General features: G+C 67.1%; 16 protein-coding genes and 1 riboswitch. Of the genes, 6 read left to right on the top strand and 10 right to left on the bottom strand.

The genetic code is table 11. The annotated features are described in order from the left end of the window. Positions 1-225: 225 nt before the first annotated feature. The 3 genes from BW970_RS00995 to pyrC all read left to right on the top strand — a co-directional run bounded on the left by BW970_RS00995 (position 226) and on the right by pyrC (position 3,389). Entirely contained in the window at positions 226-1,656 is a 1,431-nt protein-coding gene (locus BW970_RS00995) for a Glu/Leu/Phe/Val family dehydrogenase (RefSeq protein ID WP_076527830.1), read from the top strand. Positions 1,657-1,755: 99 nt separating this feature from the next. Continuing rightward, positions 1,756-2,283, top strand: coding sequence for a Dps family protein (locus tag BW970_RS00990; protein ID WP_076527828.1), 528 nt, complete (start codon positions 1,756-1,758; stop codon positions 2,281-2,283). Between the two features lie 59 nt (positions 2,284-2,342). Next, positions 2,343-3,389: a dihydroorotase gene (gene pyrC / locus BW970_RS00985; protein WP_076527826.1), complete on the top strand. Its 1,047-nt coding sequence runs from the start codon at positions 2,343-2,345 to the stop codon at positions 3,387-3,389. A 252-nt stretch (positions 3,390-3,641) separates the two neighbouring features. Here the strand turns inward: pyrC and BW970_RS00980 are convergent, their stop codons facing one another. Further along, positions 3,642-4,808 (bottom strand): deoxyguanosinetriphosphate triphosphohydrolase, encoded by a 1,167-nt coding sequence (locus BW970_RS00980; protein WP_076527824.1) that lies wholly within the window; start codon positions 4,806-4,808, stop codon positions 3,642-3,644. A gap of 82 nt (positions 4,809-4,890) precedes the next feature. Here BW970_RS00980 and BW970_RS00975 point away from each other — a divergent pair, with 82 nt between their 5' ends. Next, positions 4,891-5,217, top strand: coding sequence for a HesB/IscA family protein (locus BW970_RS00975; RefSeq protein ID WP_076529108.1), 327 nt, complete (start codon positions 4,891-4,893; stop codon positions 5,215-5,217). Positions 5,218-5,235: 18 nt separating this feature from the next. Here BW970_RS00975 and BW970_RS00970 read toward each other — a convergent pair whose 3' ends face one another. After that, complete coding sequence (locus BW970_RS00970; protein WP_229740419.1) at positions 5,236-6,447, bottom strand: MFS transporter; 1,212 nt, start codon at positions 6,445-6,447, stop codon at positions 5,236-5,238. Between the two features lie 487 nt (positions 6,448-6,934). Here BW970_RS00970 and BW970_RS00965 point away from each other — a divergent pair, with 487 nt between their 5' ends. After that, a complete protein-coding gene (locus tag BW970_RS00965) occupies positions 6,935-7,957 on the top strand; it encodes an aspartate-semialdehyde dehydrogenase (RefSeq protein WP_076527822.1) in 1,023 nt (340 codons plus the stop codon). Positions 7,958-8,094: 137 nt separating this feature from the next. On the opposite strand, the gene BW970_RS00960 is transcribed toward BW970_RS00965, so the two are convergent. From BW970_RS00960 to BW970_RS00925, 8 genes are all read right to left on the bottom strand, one after another. Beyond that, positions 8,095-8,868, bottom strand: a complete 774-nt coding sequence (locus BW970_RS00960; RefSeq protein WP_076527820.1) for a cobalamin-binding protein — start codon at positions 8,866-8,868, stop codon at positions 8,095-8,097. Further along, entirely contained in the window at positions 8,861-9,532 is a 672-nt protein-coding gene (locus BW970_RS00955) for an adenosylcobinamide amidohydrolase (RefSeq protein WP_076527818.1), read from the bottom strand. Before BW970_RS00955 ends, BW970_RS00960 begins: the two co-directional genes overlap by 8 nt. After that, on the bottom strand, positions 9,529-10,275 hold the full coding sequence (locus BW970_RS00950; RefSeq protein WP_076527816.1) for an ABC transporter ATP-binding protein: 747 nt from the start codon (positions 10,273-10,275) through the stop codon (positions 9,529-9,531). The genes BW970_RS00955 and BW970_RS00950 overlap by 4 nt, the downstream gene beginning before the upstream one ends. Then, positions 10,272-11,252 (bottom strand): FecCD family ABC transporter permease, encoded by a 981-nt coding sequence (locus BW970_RS00945; RefSeq protein WP_076527814.1) that lies wholly within the window; start codon positions 11,250-11,252, stop codon positions 10,272-10,274. Before BW970_RS00945 ends, BW970_RS00950 begins: the two co-directional genes overlap by 4 nt. Next, the gene (locus tag BW970_RS00940; protein ID WP_076527811.1) at positions 11,249-12,058 is read right to left on the bottom strand and encodes an ABC transporter substrate-binding protein; all 810 of its coding nucleotides are present in this window, start codon (positions 12,056-12,058) and stop codon (positions 11,249-11,251) included. The genes BW970_RS00945 and BW970_RS00940 overlap by 4 nt, the downstream gene beginning before the upstream one ends. A 106-nt stretch (positions 12,059-12,164) precedes the next feature. Further along, positions 12,165-14,030, bottom strand: a complete 1,866-nt coding sequence (locus BW970_RS00935; protein ID WP_076527809.1) for a TonB-dependent receptor plug domain-containing protein — start codon at positions 14,028-14,030, stop codon at positions 12,165-12,167. Between the two features lie 131 nt (positions 14,031-14,161). After that, positions 14,162-14,368: riboswitch (cobalamin riboswitch) on the bottom strand. Between the two features lie 149 nt (positions 14,369-14,517). Further along, the gene (locus tag BW970_RS00930) at positions 14,518-14,940 is read right to left on the bottom strand and encodes a DUF1801 domain-containing protein (protein ID WP_076527806.1); all 423 of its coding nucleotides are present in this window, start codon (positions 14,938-14,940) and stop codon (positions 14,518-14,520) included. A 34-nt stretch (positions 14,941-14,974) separates the two neighbouring features. Beyond that, complete coding sequence (locus BW970_RS00925; RefSeq protein WP_076527804.1) at positions 14,975-15,658, bottom strand: ABC transporter ATP-binding protein; 684 nt, start codon at positions 15,656-15,658, stop codon at positions 14,975-14,977. Between BW970_RS00925 and BW970_RS00920 the strand changes: the two genes are divergently transcribed. Beyond that, complete coding sequence (locus tag BW970_RS00920; protein WP_229740418.1) at positions 15,648-16,340, top strand: arylesterase; 693 nt, start codon at positions 15,648-15,650, stop codon at positions 16,338-16,340. The two genes, BW970_RS00925 and BW970_RS00920, sit on opposite strands and share 11 nt — an antisense overlap. Positions 16,341-16,349: the final 9 nt, after the last annotated feature.

The following is a 16,349-nucleotide window of genomic DNA, read 5'->3' as shown; positions in this document are numbered from 1 at the left end:
CATTTTTCCCCAGAGGCCGGAAACGGACAGGCTCTGCCCCACCGGATTGAGGGGCGTTTCGACAACAGTGTTGCACCGGAAAATTTCGGGCTTCGTTAACCTCCTCGCGCCAAAGTGCAGGTGATTCGGAGCATTCCGCCATCACTTCGCGGTGGATCGCCGGGCAAAGCGGGGCTAACCCTGTAGTACGGCTCCGCAAGGTCCATGCATACGGGAGGAAACGCAATGCACCATTCCGGCGAACCCAGCTTTCGGGAATCTGTCGACCTGATGTTCGAACGCGCGGTCGCGCTGATGGACCTGCCCGCCGGGCTGGCGCAGAAGATCCGGGTCTGCAACTCCACCTATACGGTGCGGTTCGGCGTGCGGTTGCGCGGCAAGATCGAGACCTTCGTGGGCTATCGCTCGGTGCATTCCGAACATATGGAACCCGTCAAGGGCGGCATCCGCTATGCCACCAACGTCAACCAGGACGAGGTTGAGGCGCTGGCCGCGCTGATGACCTACAAATGCGCGCTGGTCGAAACGCCCTTCGGCGGATCGAAGGGCGGCCTGTGCATCGACCCGCGCCAATATGACGAGCGCGAGCTGGAACAGATCACCCGCCGCTTTGCCTATGAGTTGATCAAGCGCGACCTGATCCACCCGGCGCAGAACGTGCCCGCCCCCGACATGGGCACGGGCGAACGGGAAATGGCCTGGATCGTCGATCAGTACCGCCGCATGAACACCACCGACATCAACGCCGCCGCCTGTGTCACCGGCAAACCGCTGAACTCGGGCGGGATACGCGGCCGGGTCGAGGCGACGGGCCGGGGCGTGCAATATGCGCTGCGCGAATTCTTCCGCCACCGCGAGGATATGGCCAAGGCCGGGCTGACCGGCACGCTGGACGGCAAGCGGGTCGTGGTGCAGGGCCTGGGCAATGTGGGCTATCATGCCGCCAAGTTCCTGTCCGAGGAAGATGGCGCCAAGATCATCGCGGTGATCGAACGCGACGGCGCGGTGCTGAATGCGGCCGGCCTGGACATCGAGGATCTGCGCGCCCATCTGGCGGCCACCGGCGGGGTCAAGGACTATGCCCATGGCCAATATGTGGCTGAGGGCGCGGCGGTGCTTGAAACCGACTGTGACATCCTGATTCCCGCCGCGATGGAAGGGGTGATCAACATCGGCAATGCCGAACGGATCAAGGCGCCGCTGATCATCGAGGCTGCGAACGGCCCCATCACCTTTGGCGCCGATGAAATCCTGCGCCGCAAGGGCTGCGTGATCATTCCCGACATGTATGCCAATGCCGGCGGCGTGACCGTCTCGTATTTCGAATGGGTCAAGAACCTGTCGCATATCCGTTTTGGCCGGATGCAGCGCCGAGCCGAGGAATCGCGCTCGCGCCTGCTGGTCGAGGAACTGGAACGCCTGTCCGCCGACAAGGGCCTTGGATGGGAGCTGAAGCCGGAATTCCGCGAAAAGTTCCTGACAGGTTCAGACGAACTGGCGCTGGTGCGCTCGGGCCTGGATGACACCATGCGCACCGCCTATCAGTCGATGCGCGAAATCTGGCATGGCCGCCAGGATGTCGAGGATCTGCGCGTCGCCGCCTATATCGTCGCCATCGACCGCGTGGCCGCGACCTATCGCTCCAAGGGGCTCTGACCGCCCCAAAGCCCCGCGCCATGGAACCATCCTGGCGCGGGGCGCGTCTTCCTGGGGACGTCGCAGGGAAATCCTGCGCCAACCTGACAGGAGACATCCATGGCCACCACAACCGACCTCAAGACCAAACCCCGCCTCGCCACGCCCAGCGATCTGGGTAACAATGCCGTCAAGGACATTTCCGCCGCGCTGAACCGCGTTCTGGCCGATCTTTATGCCTTGCACTTCAAGACGAAGAACTTTCACTGGCATGTCTCGGGGCCGCATTTCCGCGACTATCATCTCATGCTGGACGAGCAGGCCGCCGAGATCATCGGGATCACCGACGATGTGGCGGAACGCGCCCGCAAGATCGGTGGCCCCGCGCTGAAATCGCTGGCCCAGGTGATCGGAACCAGCGGCATCACGGAAAACGAGGCCGATTTCGTTTCCCCAGACAAGATGCTGGCCGAACTGACCGACGACAACCGCGCCCTGGTCGCCGCATTGCGCAAGGCCAAGGCCACCTGCGACGATCATGGCGACCATGCCAGCTCTGCCATGATCGACGAATGGATCGACGCCGCCGAACGCCGTGTCTGGTTCCTGTTCGAAACCAATCGGCCAGCGATGGCCAGCGGTCACTGACGGGCGGCACCGGCGCGCGGGGACTGGAAATCGCCCTGCCATTCGGCTAGGTCCGGGGCATGGTCACAGAACTCGCGCTCCGCCGCCCCGACGATTGGCACCTGCACCTGCGCGATGGCGCGATGCTGGAAGGTATCCTGCCCGAATCCGCGCGCCATTTCGCCCGCGCGATCATCATGCCGAACCTGGTGCCGCCGGTGGTCACCGGCGCCGATGCCGCCGCCTACCGCGACCGCATCCTGGCCGCCCTGCCCGACGGCATGTCGTTCGAGCCGCTGATGACGCTCTATCTGACCGAGGGCACCGATGCCGCCGATCTGCGCGCAGCGGCGCGCAGCGGGCTGATCAAGGCGGTCAAGCTCTATCCCGCCGGGGCGACGACCAATTCCCATTCCGGCGTGCGCGACTTCGACAAGGTGCGCGGCGTGCTGGAGGTGATGGCAGAGATCGGCCTGCCGCTCTGCGTGCATGGCGAAGTGACGGACCCGGCCGTCGACATCTTTGACCGCGAGGCGGTGTTCATCGACCGCGTGCTCGACCCGATCCGCCGCGCCACCCCCGGCCTGCGCGTGGTGATGGAACATATCACCACCGCACAAGGCGTGGACTACGTGCGCGCGGCCGGCCAGGATCTGGCCGCGACGATCACCACTCATCATCTGATCATCAACCGCAACCACCTGCTGGTTGGCGGCATCCGCCCACATTATTACTGCCTGCCCGTCGCCAAACGCGAAGAACACCGCCTGGCGCTGCGGGCTGCGGCCACCTCGGGCGATGCGCGCTTCTTTCTGGGCACCGACAGCGCGCCCCATGTCGATCCGCTGAAGGAATGCGCCTGCGGATGCGCCGGATGCTTCACCGCCACCAATACCATGGCTCTGTTGGCCCATGTCTTTGAACAGGACGGCGCGCTTGACCGGCTTGAAGCCTTTGCCTCGCTCAACGGCCCGGCCTATTACCGCCTTCCGGCCAATTCCGATATGCTGCGGCTGGTGAAGCGCGAAACCCCGACACGCTTCCCCGACAAGATCCACACCGGCGCAGGGCCCGTCACCGTCTTCGACCCCGGATTTGAGGTGTTCTGGGACGTGGCCGGGGACTGACCACTGGCCGCGGCCCCTGGTGGTGGCGTCGGATGCCTCCGGCGGGGGTATTTTGGGCAAGATGAAACAGCGCGGCGTCGATCCGTGCCGGGCGGCGGTTCCACCGCCACGGTGGGGCCTGCACTCTGATCCGGCGCTCGCGCGCCCCGTGCGGGCAGATGGCAGATGCGGTGCGCAGCGCGCCTGCGCGCTGCCTGGCCCAAAGCCGGGCGGCGCCCCGCAGGGGCGCGGCACGGGTGCGGGAGCGCGTGGTCAGCCGAGCAGGCGGCTGTGTTCTTGCAAGGCGAAGCGATCGGTCATGCCGGCGACATAATCCGCCACCGTGCGCGCCAGGGTGGTTTCATCCTGCGCCGCCGCGACATCGGCCTGCCATTCGTCCGGCAGCAGGTCGGGCTGGGCCATGAACAGCGGGAACAGATCGGCGATCACCGCCGACACCCGCGCGCGTTCCACCATCACCGAAGGCGCGCGGTACATGCGGGTGAACAGGAAGGACCGGATCGCCTTGAGTTCCTGATAAAGCGGTTTGGAGAACCGGATCACCGTCCCCTCCATCGCGCGGATCTCGTCGGCGGATTTCGGTTGTGCGGCGTCCAGCCGGTTCCTGGCCACTGCGATCACATCCTCGACCATCACGCCGAACACCCGTCGCAGCGCCTCGTGGCGCCGCCGCATCCGGTCGAGGCCGGGATACATCCGGTCCACCGCCTCGAAGGCCGGGCCGGTGACGGGCAGATCCATCAGGTCGTCTTCGCTGAACAGGCCCGAGCGCAGGCCATCGTGCAGATCGTGGTGCGAATAGGCCACGTCATCGGCGATCGCGGCCACCTGGGCCTCGGCGCTGGCAAAGGTCGAGAGTTCCAGATCCCACTCGGCATTCGCTTCGGCCAGTGCATAGGGCAGCGGATCGCGCGCGTGTTTCGGATCGGCATTCGGGCCGGTTACCGGGCCATTGTGCTTGGCGATGCCTTCAAGGGTTTCCCAGGTCAGGTTCAGCCCGTCGAAATCGGCATAGTGCCGTTCCAGCCGCGTCACGATGCGCAGCGCCTGGGCATTGTGATCGAACCCGCCATAGGGTGCCATCAGGGCGGCCAGCGCATCTTCGCCGGTATGGCCAAAGGGCGTGTGGCCCAGATCATGCGCCAGCGCCACCGCCTCGGCCAGGTCGGTATTCAGCCCCAGCACCCCCGCCAGCGTGCGCGCCACCTGCGCCACTTCGATGGAATGGGTCAGGCGGGTGCGGTAGTAATCGCCTTCGTGTTCGACAAACACCTGGGTCTTGTGTTTCAGTCGACGGAAGGCGCTGGAATGGATGATGCGGTCACGGTCGCGCTGATAGGGGCTGCGAAAGGTGCTCATCCGTTCGGCGTGAAGCCGTTCGCGGCTCTGGTCGGGCAGGCAGGCATAGGGGGCGAACATCGGGCTTCCTTGTCGGCGGGCGTGTGTGTCCCTATATTCGCTGCGTAACAGCATTGCCAGCATGGATGCCAAAGCGATGACGCTGACCCTGCCGCCGACCGTGACCGACCGCGCCTTTGCCCGGCTTGCCGAGATTGCCGAGGCGACCGGAGTGGCGCGCGCCTTGCGCGTGGCTGTCGAAGGAGGAGGCTGTTCGGGGTTTCACTACGATATCAAGCTGGATGATCCGGCCGAGGATGATCTGGTGTTGCAAAAGGATGGTCAGACCGTGCTGATCGACCCGGTGTCCTTGCCGTTCCTGTCGGGGGCGCGGATCGACTTTACCGAAGAGCTGATCGGAGCGCGGTTCGTGATCGACAATCCCAATGCCTCCAGCAGTTGCGGCTGCGGCACCAGCTTTTCGATGTGAGAGCGGCGCGCGGGCCGATCAGCCGCGGCTGCGGCTGCGGCGCAAATCGAGCGCCGTTAGCCCCAGAACCACCAGCCCGCCCAACGCGAGCGCCGCGCCGACGAACCCGGTCGAGGCATACCCCAGCCCTGCGGCCACCGCGACAGAGGCCAGCCAGGGCCCCAGTGCATTTGCCGCATTGAAGGCGGCATGGTGCATGGCCGCTGCCATAGTTTGGGCGCGACCTGCCACATCCATCAGATGGGTCTGCAAGGCCAGTCCGAACGATCCGCCAAAGCCGATGACAAAGACACAAGGCACCATCAGCCCCAGGCTGTGCACCGTGGTAGGATAGGCCACCAGCGCCACGCAGGACAGCACGATCAGCCCTGCGGTCGTCTGGAGCAGCCCCCAGCGGTCGGCGACCCGCCCCGTGAACAGCGTGCCCAGCACCATGCCAAGGCCAAAGGTCTGGAACACCAGCGGCTCGGCCCAGGCCGGGGCCAGCGTCACCTCCTGCAAGGTATTGGCGACATAGGTATAGACGGCGAACAGCCCGCCAAAGCCGATGGCCCCGGTCGCCAGGGTCAGCAGCACCTGGCGATTGGCCAGAGCCGACAGTTCCGCCAGCGGGTTGGCGCGCGGGTCGGGCCGGTCAAGAGGCGCAAATCGCGCGACCAGTACTGCGGTCACACCTGCAAGGCCCGCCGCCATGGCAAAGCCCCAGCGCCAGCCGATGCCCTGCCCCAGCAGATTGGCCAGCGGCACGCCAACCAGCGTCGCCACTGTCAGGCCCAGCATGACCATCGACACCGCCCAGGTGCGCCGGCCCTGCGCCACCAGCCCGGCGGCCATCAGTGCCGCCACCCCGAAATAGGCGCCATGTGGCAGACCCGAGAGAAAGCGGAACAGCATCAGCAGCGCGAAATCGGGGGCAAGTGCCGCCGCCAGATTGGCCAGCGCATAGAGCACCATCAGCGCGACCAGCAGCGTCTTGCGCGCCATGCGTGCACCCAGCACTGCCAGCAATGGTGCGCCGACCACGACGCCAAGCGCATAGGCCGAAATGGCATGGGCCGCACGGGCAGGATCGACCCCCATGTCGGCAGCGTAATAGGGCACCAGTGACATGGCGGCGAATTCCACAGTGCCGATGGCAAATCCCCCCATGGCAAGCGCAGGAATGACGATGCCGATACGAGGGGGCATGGGGGCCGCATCCTCACCCGGTGCGGGGGCGGTCATGGTCATCACGGAGTCCTGTCTGTTTGCGCGAACATCACATCTCGCCTGGCAGGACCGCCAGGGCAAGGGGGGCGGGCCATCATATCCGCCATGCAGGGGCGGCAATGATGGCGGGACCGGCAACAGCCATCGGCGCTGCCTGATCGGGTAGCGCGGCGGCGTGTCCATCCGGTCGCCGCATCTTTGCGCGCCCCCCCTCCCCCATCCCCTCCCCACGAGGGGGAGGGGAGCAGCACAGCGGCGCACGTCCGCGCGGATCTGACGAGCCGGATCGCGCGAACGCACGGCATTGGCGCGGGGGGCCGCCCTTTTGTTCGCGGTCCTCCGGCGCGCAATGCCGCAATCTGCCCGCGTCCCCGTCAGAATGACGTGTTTTTCGTCATTCTGACATTCACGCTTTCCTGCTTTCGCTTTCCCCTGCCGCCCCCATGCGGTATTCGCCACACGCCCGTGCCGCGCAGATGCGGCGGGGTTCTGAACTCAGGAGGCCATGATGGGCTACAAGGTCGTTGTCGTGGGCGCTACCGGGAATGTCGGCAAGGAAATGCTGAACATCCTGGCGGAGCGTGAATTCCCCGTGGACGAAATCGCGGCACTGGCGTCGCGCAAGTCGCTGGGAACCGAAGTGAGCTTCGGCGACCGAACTTTGAAGACCCAGGATCTGGACACGTTCGATTTCACCGGCTGGGACATTGCGCTGTTCGCCATCGGTTCGGACGCGACCAAGGTCTATGCGCCCAAGGCGGCGGCCACCGGCTGCGTGGTGATCGACAACTCGTCGCTCTATCGCTATGACCCGGATGTGCCGCTGATCGTGCCGGAAGTGAACGCCGATGCGGTGGTGGGTTATTCCAGGAAGAACATCATCGCCAACCCCAACTGCTCGACCGCGCAGATGGTGGTGGCGCTGAAGCCGCTGCATGACCGCGCGCGGATCAAGCGTGTCGTCGTTTCGACCTATCAATCCGTGTCGGGCACCGGCAAGGAGGCCATGGACGAGCTGTGGAACCAGACCAAGGGCATCTTTGTCCCCGGACAGGAGGTCGCGCCCAGCGTCTACCCCAAGCAGATCGCCTTCAACGTGATCCCGCATATCGACGTGTTCCTGGACTCGGGCGAGACCAAGGAAGAATGGAAGATGGTGGCCGAAACCAAGAAGATCCTTGATCCCAAGATCAAGGTGACGGCCACCTGCGTGCGCGTTCCGGTCTTTGTCGGCCATTCCGAGGCCATCAACATCGAGTTCGAGGATTATCTCGACTGGGAAGAGGCCACCGACATCCTGCGCGAGGCGCCGGGGATCCTGGTCGTCGACAAGCGCGAGGCGGGCGGCTACATCACCCCCATCGAATGCGTTGGTGAATATGCGACCTATATCAGCCGCATCCGGCAGGATGAGACCATCGAGAACGGCCTGAACATCTGGTGCGTGTCGGACAACCTGCGCAAGGGTGCCGCGCTGAATGCGGTGCAGATCGCCGAAGTGCTGGGAAGCCGCTGCCTGAAAAAGGGCTGAGGACGGCGCAGCGTATCAAGAGAGGGCCGTCCGCAAGGGCGGCCCTTTGCCTGTGGCGCGGCACCCGGTGGGGCCGTTGCTGCCTCCGGCGGGGGTATTTGGGGCAAGATGAACAGGCAGCGCCGGGCAAGCCGGGCTCAGGTGCTGGTCTGCCGCATCAGGCGCACCATCGCCTCCAGCCCGTCGCCCAGCACGGCGGGGCCGGGCGAGAGCAGGATGGGCGACTTGATCTCGTGGATGCGGCCAGCCTGCACGGCGGGCAACGCCTGCCACCCCGGACGGCCCGCGATGCGGGCGGGCACCACCTTTTTGCCGCACCACGAGGCGATGATGATTTCGGGCGCGCGGGCGGCCACCTGATCGGGGGTGACGATACGGTCGCGGGCGGATTTGCATCTGGCAAGTTCGGGGAATACGTCCTGCCCGCCGGCAATCTCGACCAGTTCCGACACCCAGCCGATGCCCGAGATCAGCGGATCGTCCCATTCTTCGAGCCAGACGCGGGGGCGCCGGTCGGGGGCATCGGCGCGCAGGGCCTGGATGCGAGCCTCGTGGCCGCTGGCCAGTTCCTCGGCGCGGTCCATGGCGCCGGTCAAGGCGCCCAGCGTGCGGATCATCGACAGGATGCCGGCAATGTCGCGCTGGTTGAAGGCATGGACGGCCACGCCTGCGCGCACCAGATCGGCGACGATATCGGCCTGGAGGTCGGAGAAGGTCAGCACCAGATCGGGCGACAGATCGAGGATCTTGCCGATATTGGCCGAGGTGAAGGCCGAGACACGCGGCTTTTCGCGCCGCACCCGTGCCGGGCGGGTGGCATAGCCGGTGACGCCGACGATGCGGTGGTCCTGGCCCAGCAGATACAGCGTTTCGACGGTTTCATCGGTCAGGCAGATGATCCGTTCATACATCGTGGATGTCCCTTTCCTGCCGCTTGGCGGCGCGCCATGCCAGCCAGTCGGCCGTGGCGCGCGTCATGGCCGCGCGGGCGGCGGCGCCCACCGCCTCGCCCACTGCGGTATGCAACCCGGCGTGACGGATCCTGCCCGGATCGCAGGCCAGCACCACGCAATCGGTGCCGGTCCCGGTTGCCAGCCCGGTGGCGAGTTGCAGCCCGCCTTCCATCACCGCGGCGGTCCGGGCCTGGACGGCCACGCTCAGCGCTTCAAGCTGGGCGGTGTCGGTCAGGCCGCCCTCGACCGCCACCAGAAGGTTGATCGTGCCATAGTCTGCCGAATGCCAGGGCAAGCGCCGCCCGACCGCTTCGGCATTCGAGAGGCCCGCAGTGGCAAGGGCATGGGCGCGGATGCCTTCGACCTGCGCCACGGCCTCGTGCCAGCCGCCGATGTCGCGCGATGTCATCAGGCCGACCGCCCCCGGCGCCCGCAGCGCCATTTCCGCCTCGAACCAGCCGAGCGCATCGAAATCGGGGGTCAGGTCGGCATTCCTGACCTCGCGCCACAGAACACGGTCGGTCATGGTGGTGCCGCCGCCGACCGGCGCCCAGCTCAGCGCCCGCATCGGGCGCGGCAGCCGTGCCTCGAGCCACGGGCGCTCCAGCGTCACGCGGATCATGGCAGCACCGACAGCGGCATCAGCACCGGGCCATCGGACTGTGCGCGAAAGGCGCGGATGCCGAACACCGTGGCCAGCGTCGCATCATCGAGCACCTGCATCGGCGCGCCATCGGCCACGACACGCCCGCCCGACAGCACCACAAGGCGCGTGCAATGCCGTGCCGCCAACCCAAGGTCATGGACCGAGGCGACGACCCCGCGCCCCTGATCCGCCAGATCGCGGAACACCTGCATCGTGCGGATCTGATGCGCCGGATCCAGCCCTGCCACCGGCTCGTCGGCCAGCAGCAGCGGGGTCTCCTGCGCCAGAACACGGGCGATCAGGGCGCGCGCGAGTTCCCCGCCCGAGAGTTCCAGCACATTGCGGGCGCGGAATTCGGCCAGATCCATCCGGTGCAGGGCGTGATCCACCGCCTGATGGTCCTGCGCCTGCATCTTGCGGCCATGCGGCACCCGCCCCAAACCCACCAGCGCCGCAACAGAGACGGGCCAGGCGACCTCGCGGGTTTGTGGCAAGAACGCCGCCTGCCGCGCCCGCGCCATCCCCGGCAGGGCCGAGAGCGAGGCGTATCCCTCATGCGCCACCAACCCGAGCGCCGCGCGCAACAGGGTGGTCTTGCCGGCCCCGTTCGGCCCGACCAGCCCGACAAACTCGCCTGCGGCCACCGCCAGCGAAATGCGCGACAGCACGGGCACCGCGCCACGGGTCACGCTCAGGTCGCGCAGGTCCAGCAAGCTCATTCCGCCCCCCGCCGCATCTGCCAGATCAGCCGGAAAAAGAACGGCGCCCCCACGATGGCGGTCAGCACCCCCAGTTTCAGATCCCGGTCCGGCGCGATGACGCGGGTGGCAATATCGGCCGCCAGCACCACCGCAGCCCCCCCCAGCGCCGAGACCGGCAACAGCGCCGAAGGGCGCCCGCCCACCAGCGGCCGCAACAGATGCGGCACAACCAGCCCGACAAAGCCTACCGCCCCCGCCACCGCCGTAGCCGCCCCGACCAGCGCCGCCACCCCCAGCACCACCTGCGCGCGCAGCCGCGCAAGCGGGATCCCGAGCGAGGCCGCCGCATCCTCGCCCAGCGTCAAGGCATCAAGGCCCCGGCCCGTGCGCCACAGCAGCCCCACCCCCAGCGCCATCACCGGCGCGGCCAGCCAGACATGCAGCATCGAGCGGTCGGCCAGCGACCCCATCAGCCAGAACACGATCTCCATCATTGCAAACGGATTGGGCGACAGGCTCAGCACCAGCGAGGTCAGCGCCCCTGCCAGCGCCGACAAGGCCACCCCCGCCAGGATCAGCGCCAGCGCCCCGCCGCCCGGCCCGGCCAGCACGAACAGCAACGCCACCGACAGGCCCGCACCCAGCAGGGCCGCCAGCGGCAAGGCCGGGGCGAACATCGCCACCAGCCCGGTCTGCATGGCCACCACCGCGCCCAGCGATGCGGCAGGCGACACGCCGATCAGCCCCGGCTCTGCCAGCGGATTGCGCAGATAGCCCTGCATCGCCGCGCCCGACAGCCCAAGCGCCGCGCCCACCATCAGCCCCAGCAAGGCCCGCGGCAGGCGGATTTCGCGCATGACCAGGACCACCGCCTCGCCCTCTCCCGTCACCAAGGCGTGCAGCGAGGCGCGCAACCCGATCGCAGCCGGACCGATCAGCAACGAGGCGGCGAACAAGGCCACCACCAGCACGGCCAGGGGCAGGATCACCCTCATGGCGTCAGGGCCTTGTGCGCCGCGGCCATCCCGGCCACCGCCCGCAGGATATGCGGAATGCCGCAGATCCAGTCCGCATCCGACATGCGCCGCGCCGCCGCCTTGGCGCGCAGCACCTCCAGCGCCGGGTGCCGCAGGATGTCTTCGGACCGCGATGCCCCCGGATAGGGGGCCGAGGTGACGATCAACTCGGGCGCCACCATCACCAGCCGTTCCAGCGGCAGGATCCCCCCGCCCGTCACCCCGGCAGTCGCGCCCGCGTTGATGAAGCCCGTCACCGACAGGATGTCATCGGCCAATGTCCCGGCCCCCGTGGTATAGCCGTTCGGATGATAAAAAGCCGCCGTCACCGAAGGAACCTGCGGCACGCGCACGGCCTCCAGCCCGGCGTTGAACTCGGCCACCAGCGCCTCGGCGCGCGCCTGCTGGCCAAGGGCCGCCCCGACCGCGCGCAGATGCGCGGGCACATCGGCCAGCCGGTTTGCAGGCGGCAGTTCCACCACCGCGACCCCCAGCCGCCGCAACAGATCGACCGAGGCCCGCGCGGTATAGGTACCGGCCAGCACCAGATCGGGGCGCATCAGAAACACCTCTTCCGCGCCGCCGCGGTTCAGCACCCGGCCTGCCGCCGCCTCGACCATGACCGAGGCACGCGGATCCGCCGCAAGATAGGACACCGACAGCAGTTGCCCCGGATCGGCCAGCAGCATTGCCAACTGGTCCGTGCACAGGTTCACCGACACCACGCGCTGCGGTGCAGCCAGGACCGACGTCCCGGTCATCAGGCCGAAAAGGATCGCGAGCATCCCCTTTCGCCCTGATCCCCATAGGCCGGGGCAAGGCGCCGGTCCCCCCGGCGCCCTGGGGGGCAGTGTCCCCCTTGCCACATCTGCACCCCCGGATTTTGCCATGTCAGAAGCTCGTCTTCAGCCCGACATAGACCGCGCGGCCCGAGGTGCCATAGCCGGGCACGGTCTGATAGGCCTTGTCGAACAGGTTCTCGACCCGCAGGCTCAGCGCGGTATCGGCGCCCAGCGCATAGCTGAACCCGGCATTCACCACGGTGAAATCGGCCACATCCGTCCGCCCTGCCGAATGGCGCAGCGAAAGCTGGCCGGTCAGCCGCTCGGACAGCTTGCCATCCAGCGACAGCGACAGCGCATGGCGCGGCACGCGGGCCAGGCGGGCACCTGCGGGGTTGCGCGCATCGGTATAGGTATAGGCCAGCCCCAGATCCGCGCGTTCCCCCAGCGGCAGGGCGCCCGACAGTTCCAGCCCGCGCCGCTTGGACCGGCCCGGCGCGTTCTCGTAGAGGTTGGTGAACCCGCCCGGCAACGGTGTCACGCAGGCACTGGCCCGGGCCCCGCAATAGGTGATCGCATTGTCCACGTCGATGTGGAACAGCGTCAGCCCGAACGAGGCCCCGCCTGCCATGGCATAATCCGCCCCGATCTCGAAGCTGCGGCTTTTCTCCGGGCCGACGCCGGGATTGGCCGCGATACCCCAAGTCGGATCGCCAAACTGTTCGTAAAGCGACGGTGCCCGGAACCCGGTCGAGGCCGCACCACGCAGCGTCAGGCCCGGTGCCGCCTGCCAGGCCAGCGCCAGACGCCCGCTGCTGTGGCCGCCAAACCGCGAATTGTCGTCGCGCCGCAGGCTGGCCGAAATGTCCAGCGTGTCGATGGGCCGGAACAGCCCCTGCACATAGACGCCGGAAATTCGGGTGCTGCCGCCGGTGGGCAGCGAGGCGTTGAACGCGGTTTCCTTCATGCTGTCCGCGCCATAGACCAGCGTGAACGTATTCGAGAACTCGGTCGTGCCCTGATAGCTCAGCCCGGTGCGCACGCCGGTAAAACTGCCATCCGGAACGCCCGCGGCGAACTGATCGCGCGAGATGCGATAGCGGGTCACATCCAGCACATGGGTGGAATTGCCCACCGACCATTCGCCGAACACCCGCGCGCCCCATTCCTTGCGCTTCTGGATATTCGCGGCATCGGCGCCCCAGCCGTCATAGTCATGTTCGGTCGTCTGGGCGAATGCAGAAACGCCCAGCGCCACCGCATCGGTCAGCGCGTAGCGCGCGCCAAAGGACAGCCGCGTCGCCTCCATCCCGTCGGGTTCCAGCGCCGGGTTCGGCGGCAGGGTATCATAGGCCGAGAACCCCTTGGTGCGGCGATGCGACAGGGTGAAATGCGTCTCGACCCGGTCGGTCTTGTAGCCCAGGCCATAGCGCCCGGCGACCGTGCCATAGCTGCCACCCTCGATGGCGGCCTCCTGGCTCAGCCCGTCCTTCAGCGCCTTGCGGCTGGTGATATTGATCACGCCGCCAACGGCAGAGCTGCCCCAGAGCGCCGATTGCGAACCGCGCAGCACCTCGACCCGGCCGATGTCCGCCGTTGACATGGCGCCGAAATCGAACTCGCTGGCGATCCCGGTCGGATCGTCGACGCGGATTCCATCGACATATACCGCCACATAGCGCGGCTCTGCGCCACGGATGCGCAGGTTGGCGGATGTGCCCGCAGGCCCGGACTGGACCACGCCGACGCCCGGCAGACGCGCCAGATAATCGGACAGTTGCAGATCACCGGCCTTTTCCAGATCCTCGGCCGTGACGACCGACACCGAAAGCCCGGTGCGTGCCAGTTCGGCGGGGGTCCGGTTGGCGCTGAGGACGATTTCGTCCAGCGTGACGACCTGGGCGGCAAGGGGGCTGGCCAGCGCCAGCGGCGCGGCGGCAAGCAAAGTGATGAAAGAGACGGCCTGACGAGGCATGGCAAGTCCTGTTCCGTTGGGCCGGATCGGCCCGGTATGACGTCAAGTCATTGGAAAGGTTGCCCTTCCCGCCGACGGTGAATGCGTCACCATGGGCGGGAGTCCGCCTCCGTCCGCGCACCCCGCGCGTCGGAAAGGTGATCACCTCGGCAGGTCTCCTGGCTTGCGGGTCATCGCTTGGGCCAACCTTCCCGAGGCGGATGCCCCAGTGGTGTGTCTGGCCGTCGCTCACCGCCTACAGTTGCGGGGGCAGCCGCGGATTTGGCCAGATGGCCGGACCGCGTTCCCTTTTCATCCGCCGGGCAGGCCCGGACGGAACCGAAGTGCGCCCTGAATAGGCCAACCGCCCCCCGAGTCAAGGGCGCGTGCGTCGCGAGGGCGGCCCAAACGTGGAATGCGTCTCTTGCGCGACAGGCTCCACCCCAGCCGTCCACCGTGGCGGGAGAGCCGTTCGGCGGGAGCCCTGCCCGGACGCAAGGAGCGCAGGCTACATCCGCACGCCTGGCACACGGCTGGCCTGTGCCACCCAGTCGGCCACCTGCGCCTCGTCCAGCCGCCCGTCCTCGAAGACATGCAGATAGCGCACGTCTGGCTGTTTCGAGGCAACGGGCGGCGGCGGCACAAGACCGGCGCCGGTAAAGAACGCAACCTTCACATAGCGGGTCAGGCAATGCAGCCCCAGGAACCATTCGCCCTGTGCCATCCCGTACAGCGGCGAGTTCCACTTGACCGCCTTGCAGACCTGCGGAACCGTGGCGCTGATGACCGCATCAAGGCGCAGGCAGACATCGCCCTTCCACCCCGGCGCGGCGGCAAGCCAGGCCCGGACCGGCGCCTCGCCATAGCCCTTGGCGATCTGGGGGTTTCCGCCGGACAAAAGGCGTGGTTGCGGTTTTCCGTCGTCGGTCATGAGTGGTCCGCCCTGTGTTGCGGGGGCTTCGGGGTCAGGCCGCCACCGGCTCTGCCACCATGCCATCCACCAGCCGCACGACCCGGTCGCAGCGGTCGGCCAGTTCGCGCGCATGAGTCACGAGGACCAGGGTGGCACCATGCCGGTCCCGCAGGCCGAACAGCAGATCCATGATCGCGGCGCCGTTCACGCCGTCCAGATTGCCGGTCGGTTCATCGGCCAGCAGGATGCGCGGCCGCACCACGGCGGCCCGTGCCAGCGCCACGCGCTGTTGCTCGCCCCCCGACATCTGCGCGGGATAATGTCCGCCACGATGCGCCAGCCCCACCGTCTCCAGTTCGGCCCGTGCACGGTCGAACGCATCCGCCACGCCAGCCAGTTCCAGCGGCACCGCGACATTTTCCAGCGCGGTCATGGTCGGGATAAGGTGGAACGATTGAAACACCACCCCCATATTGGCCATGCGAAAGCGGGCAAGCCGGTCTTCGTCCATCGTCGTCAGATCCTGGCCCAGCGCCAGCACCTGCCCGCCGGTGGCACGTTCCAGCCCGCCCATCAGCATGAGGAGAGACGACTTGCCCGACCCCGAAGGCCCGACCAATCCCAGCGTTTCACCCTGCGCCACGTCCAGCGTGATGCCTTTCAGAATCTCCACTGGCCCGGCATTGCCGTCCAGCGTCAGCCGCGCATCGCGCAAGGAAAGCACCGTGTCGCCCATTACATCCATCCTGTCCGTGGCCCGTTCCGTCCGATATGGGGCGGCGCTGGCGGTTCTCAACCTGTCGCTGGCATTCGGCGCCACGGCTGTGGCTGCGGAACCGCAACGCCTTGTTGCCCTTGGGGACAGCCTGACGCAAGGCTATGGCCTGCCCGAGGGCGATGGTTTCGTGCCGCAACTGGCGAAATGGCTGGCCGATCAGGGGCGGGACGTGGTGATCAACAATGCGGGGGTTTCGGGTGACACGACCGCCGGAGGGCTGTCACGGCTGGACTGGACGCTGGCCGAACCCGCCGATGCCATGATCGTGACCCTGGGCGGCAACGACCTGTTGCGCGGGATCGACCCGGCCAGCAGCAAGGCCAATCTGGACGGCATCCTGACCGCGGCGGCGGTCAAGGGCGTGCCGGTCCTGCTGATGCAGATGGAGGCGCCGGGCAATTACGGCCCCGAATACAAGCTGGCCTTTGACACCATGTACGCCGAACTGGCGCAAAAGCATGGCGCGCTGCTGGGAGAGGTGTTTCTCAAGCCGCTGGTTCGCGGGGAAAGCAATCTGTCGCTGATGCGCGACCTGATGCAGGCCGACGGGATCCATCCCAACCGCGACGGCGTGGCAAAGATCGTCGAGGCCATGGGGCCGCAGGTCATCGAGCTTCTGGACCTCGCGCAGGGTCAGTGAGGCTCTGGC

This window comes from Gemmobacter megaterium (assembly GCF_900156815.1).
Classification (GTDB): domain Bacteria; phylum Pseudomonadota; class Alphaproteobacteria; order Rhodobacterales; family Rhodobacteraceae; genus Wagnerdoeblera; species Wagnerdoeblera megaterium.
The sequence above is the reverse complement of the archived record's forward strand: the minus strand, read 5'-3'. Positions and strand labels throughout refer to the sequence as shown.

Coding starts and splice junctions, on each gene's coding strand:
- BW970_RS00995 (WP_076527830.1), top strand. CDS start 226: ATGCACCATTCCGGCGAACCCAGCTTTCGGGAATCTGTCGACCTGATG.
- BW970_RS00990 (WP_076527828.1), top strand. CDS start 1,756: ATGGCCACCACAACCGACCTCAAGACCAAACCCCGCCTCGCCACGCCC.
- pyrC (WP_076527826.1), top strand. CDS start 2,343: ATGGTCACAGAACTCGCGCTCCGCCGCCCCGACGATTGGCACCTGCAC.
- BW970_RS00980 (WP_076527824.1), bottom strand. CDS start 4,808: ATGTTCGCCCCCTATGCCTGCCTGCCCGACCAGAGCCGCGAACGGCTT.
- BW970_RS00970 (WP_229740419.1), bottom strand. CDS start 6,447: ATGACCATGACCGCCCCCGCACCGGGTGAGGATGCGGCCCCCATGCCC.
- BW970_RS00965 (WP_076527822.1), top strand. CDS start 6,935: ATGGGCTACAAGGTCGTTGTCGTGGGCGCTACCGGGAATGTCGGCAAG.
- BW970_RS00960 (WP_076527820.1), bottom strand. CDS start 8,868: ATGTATGAACGGATCATCTGCCTGACCGATGAAACCGTCGAAACGCTG.
- BW970_RS00955 (WP_076527818.1), bottom strand. CDS start 9,532: ATGATCCGCGTGACGCTGGAGCGCCCGTGGCTCGAGGCACGGCTGCCG.
- BW970_RS00950 (WP_076527816.1), bottom strand. CDS start 10,275: ATGAGCTTGCTGGACCTGCGCGACCTGAGCGTGACCCGTGGCGCGGTG.
- BW970_RS00945 (WP_076527814.1), bottom strand. CDS start 11,252: ATGAGGGTGATCCTGCCCCTGGCCGTGCTGGTGGTGGCCTTGTTCGCC.
- BW970_RS00940 (WP_076527811.1), bottom strand. CDS start 12,058: ATGCTCGCGATCCTTTTCGGCCTGATGACCGGGACGTCGGTCCTGGCT.
- BW970_RS00935 (WP_076527809.1), bottom strand. CDS start 14,030: ATGCCTCGTCAGGCCGTCTCTTTCATCACTTTGCTTGCCGCCGCGCCG.
- BW970_RS00930 (WP_076527806.1), bottom strand. CDS start 14,940: ATGACCGACGACGGAAAACCGCAACCACGCCTTTTGTCCGGCGGAAAC.
- BW970_RS00925 (WP_076527804.1), bottom strand. CDS start 15,658: ATGGGCGACACGGTGCTTTCCTTGCGCGATGCGCGGCTGACGCTGGAC.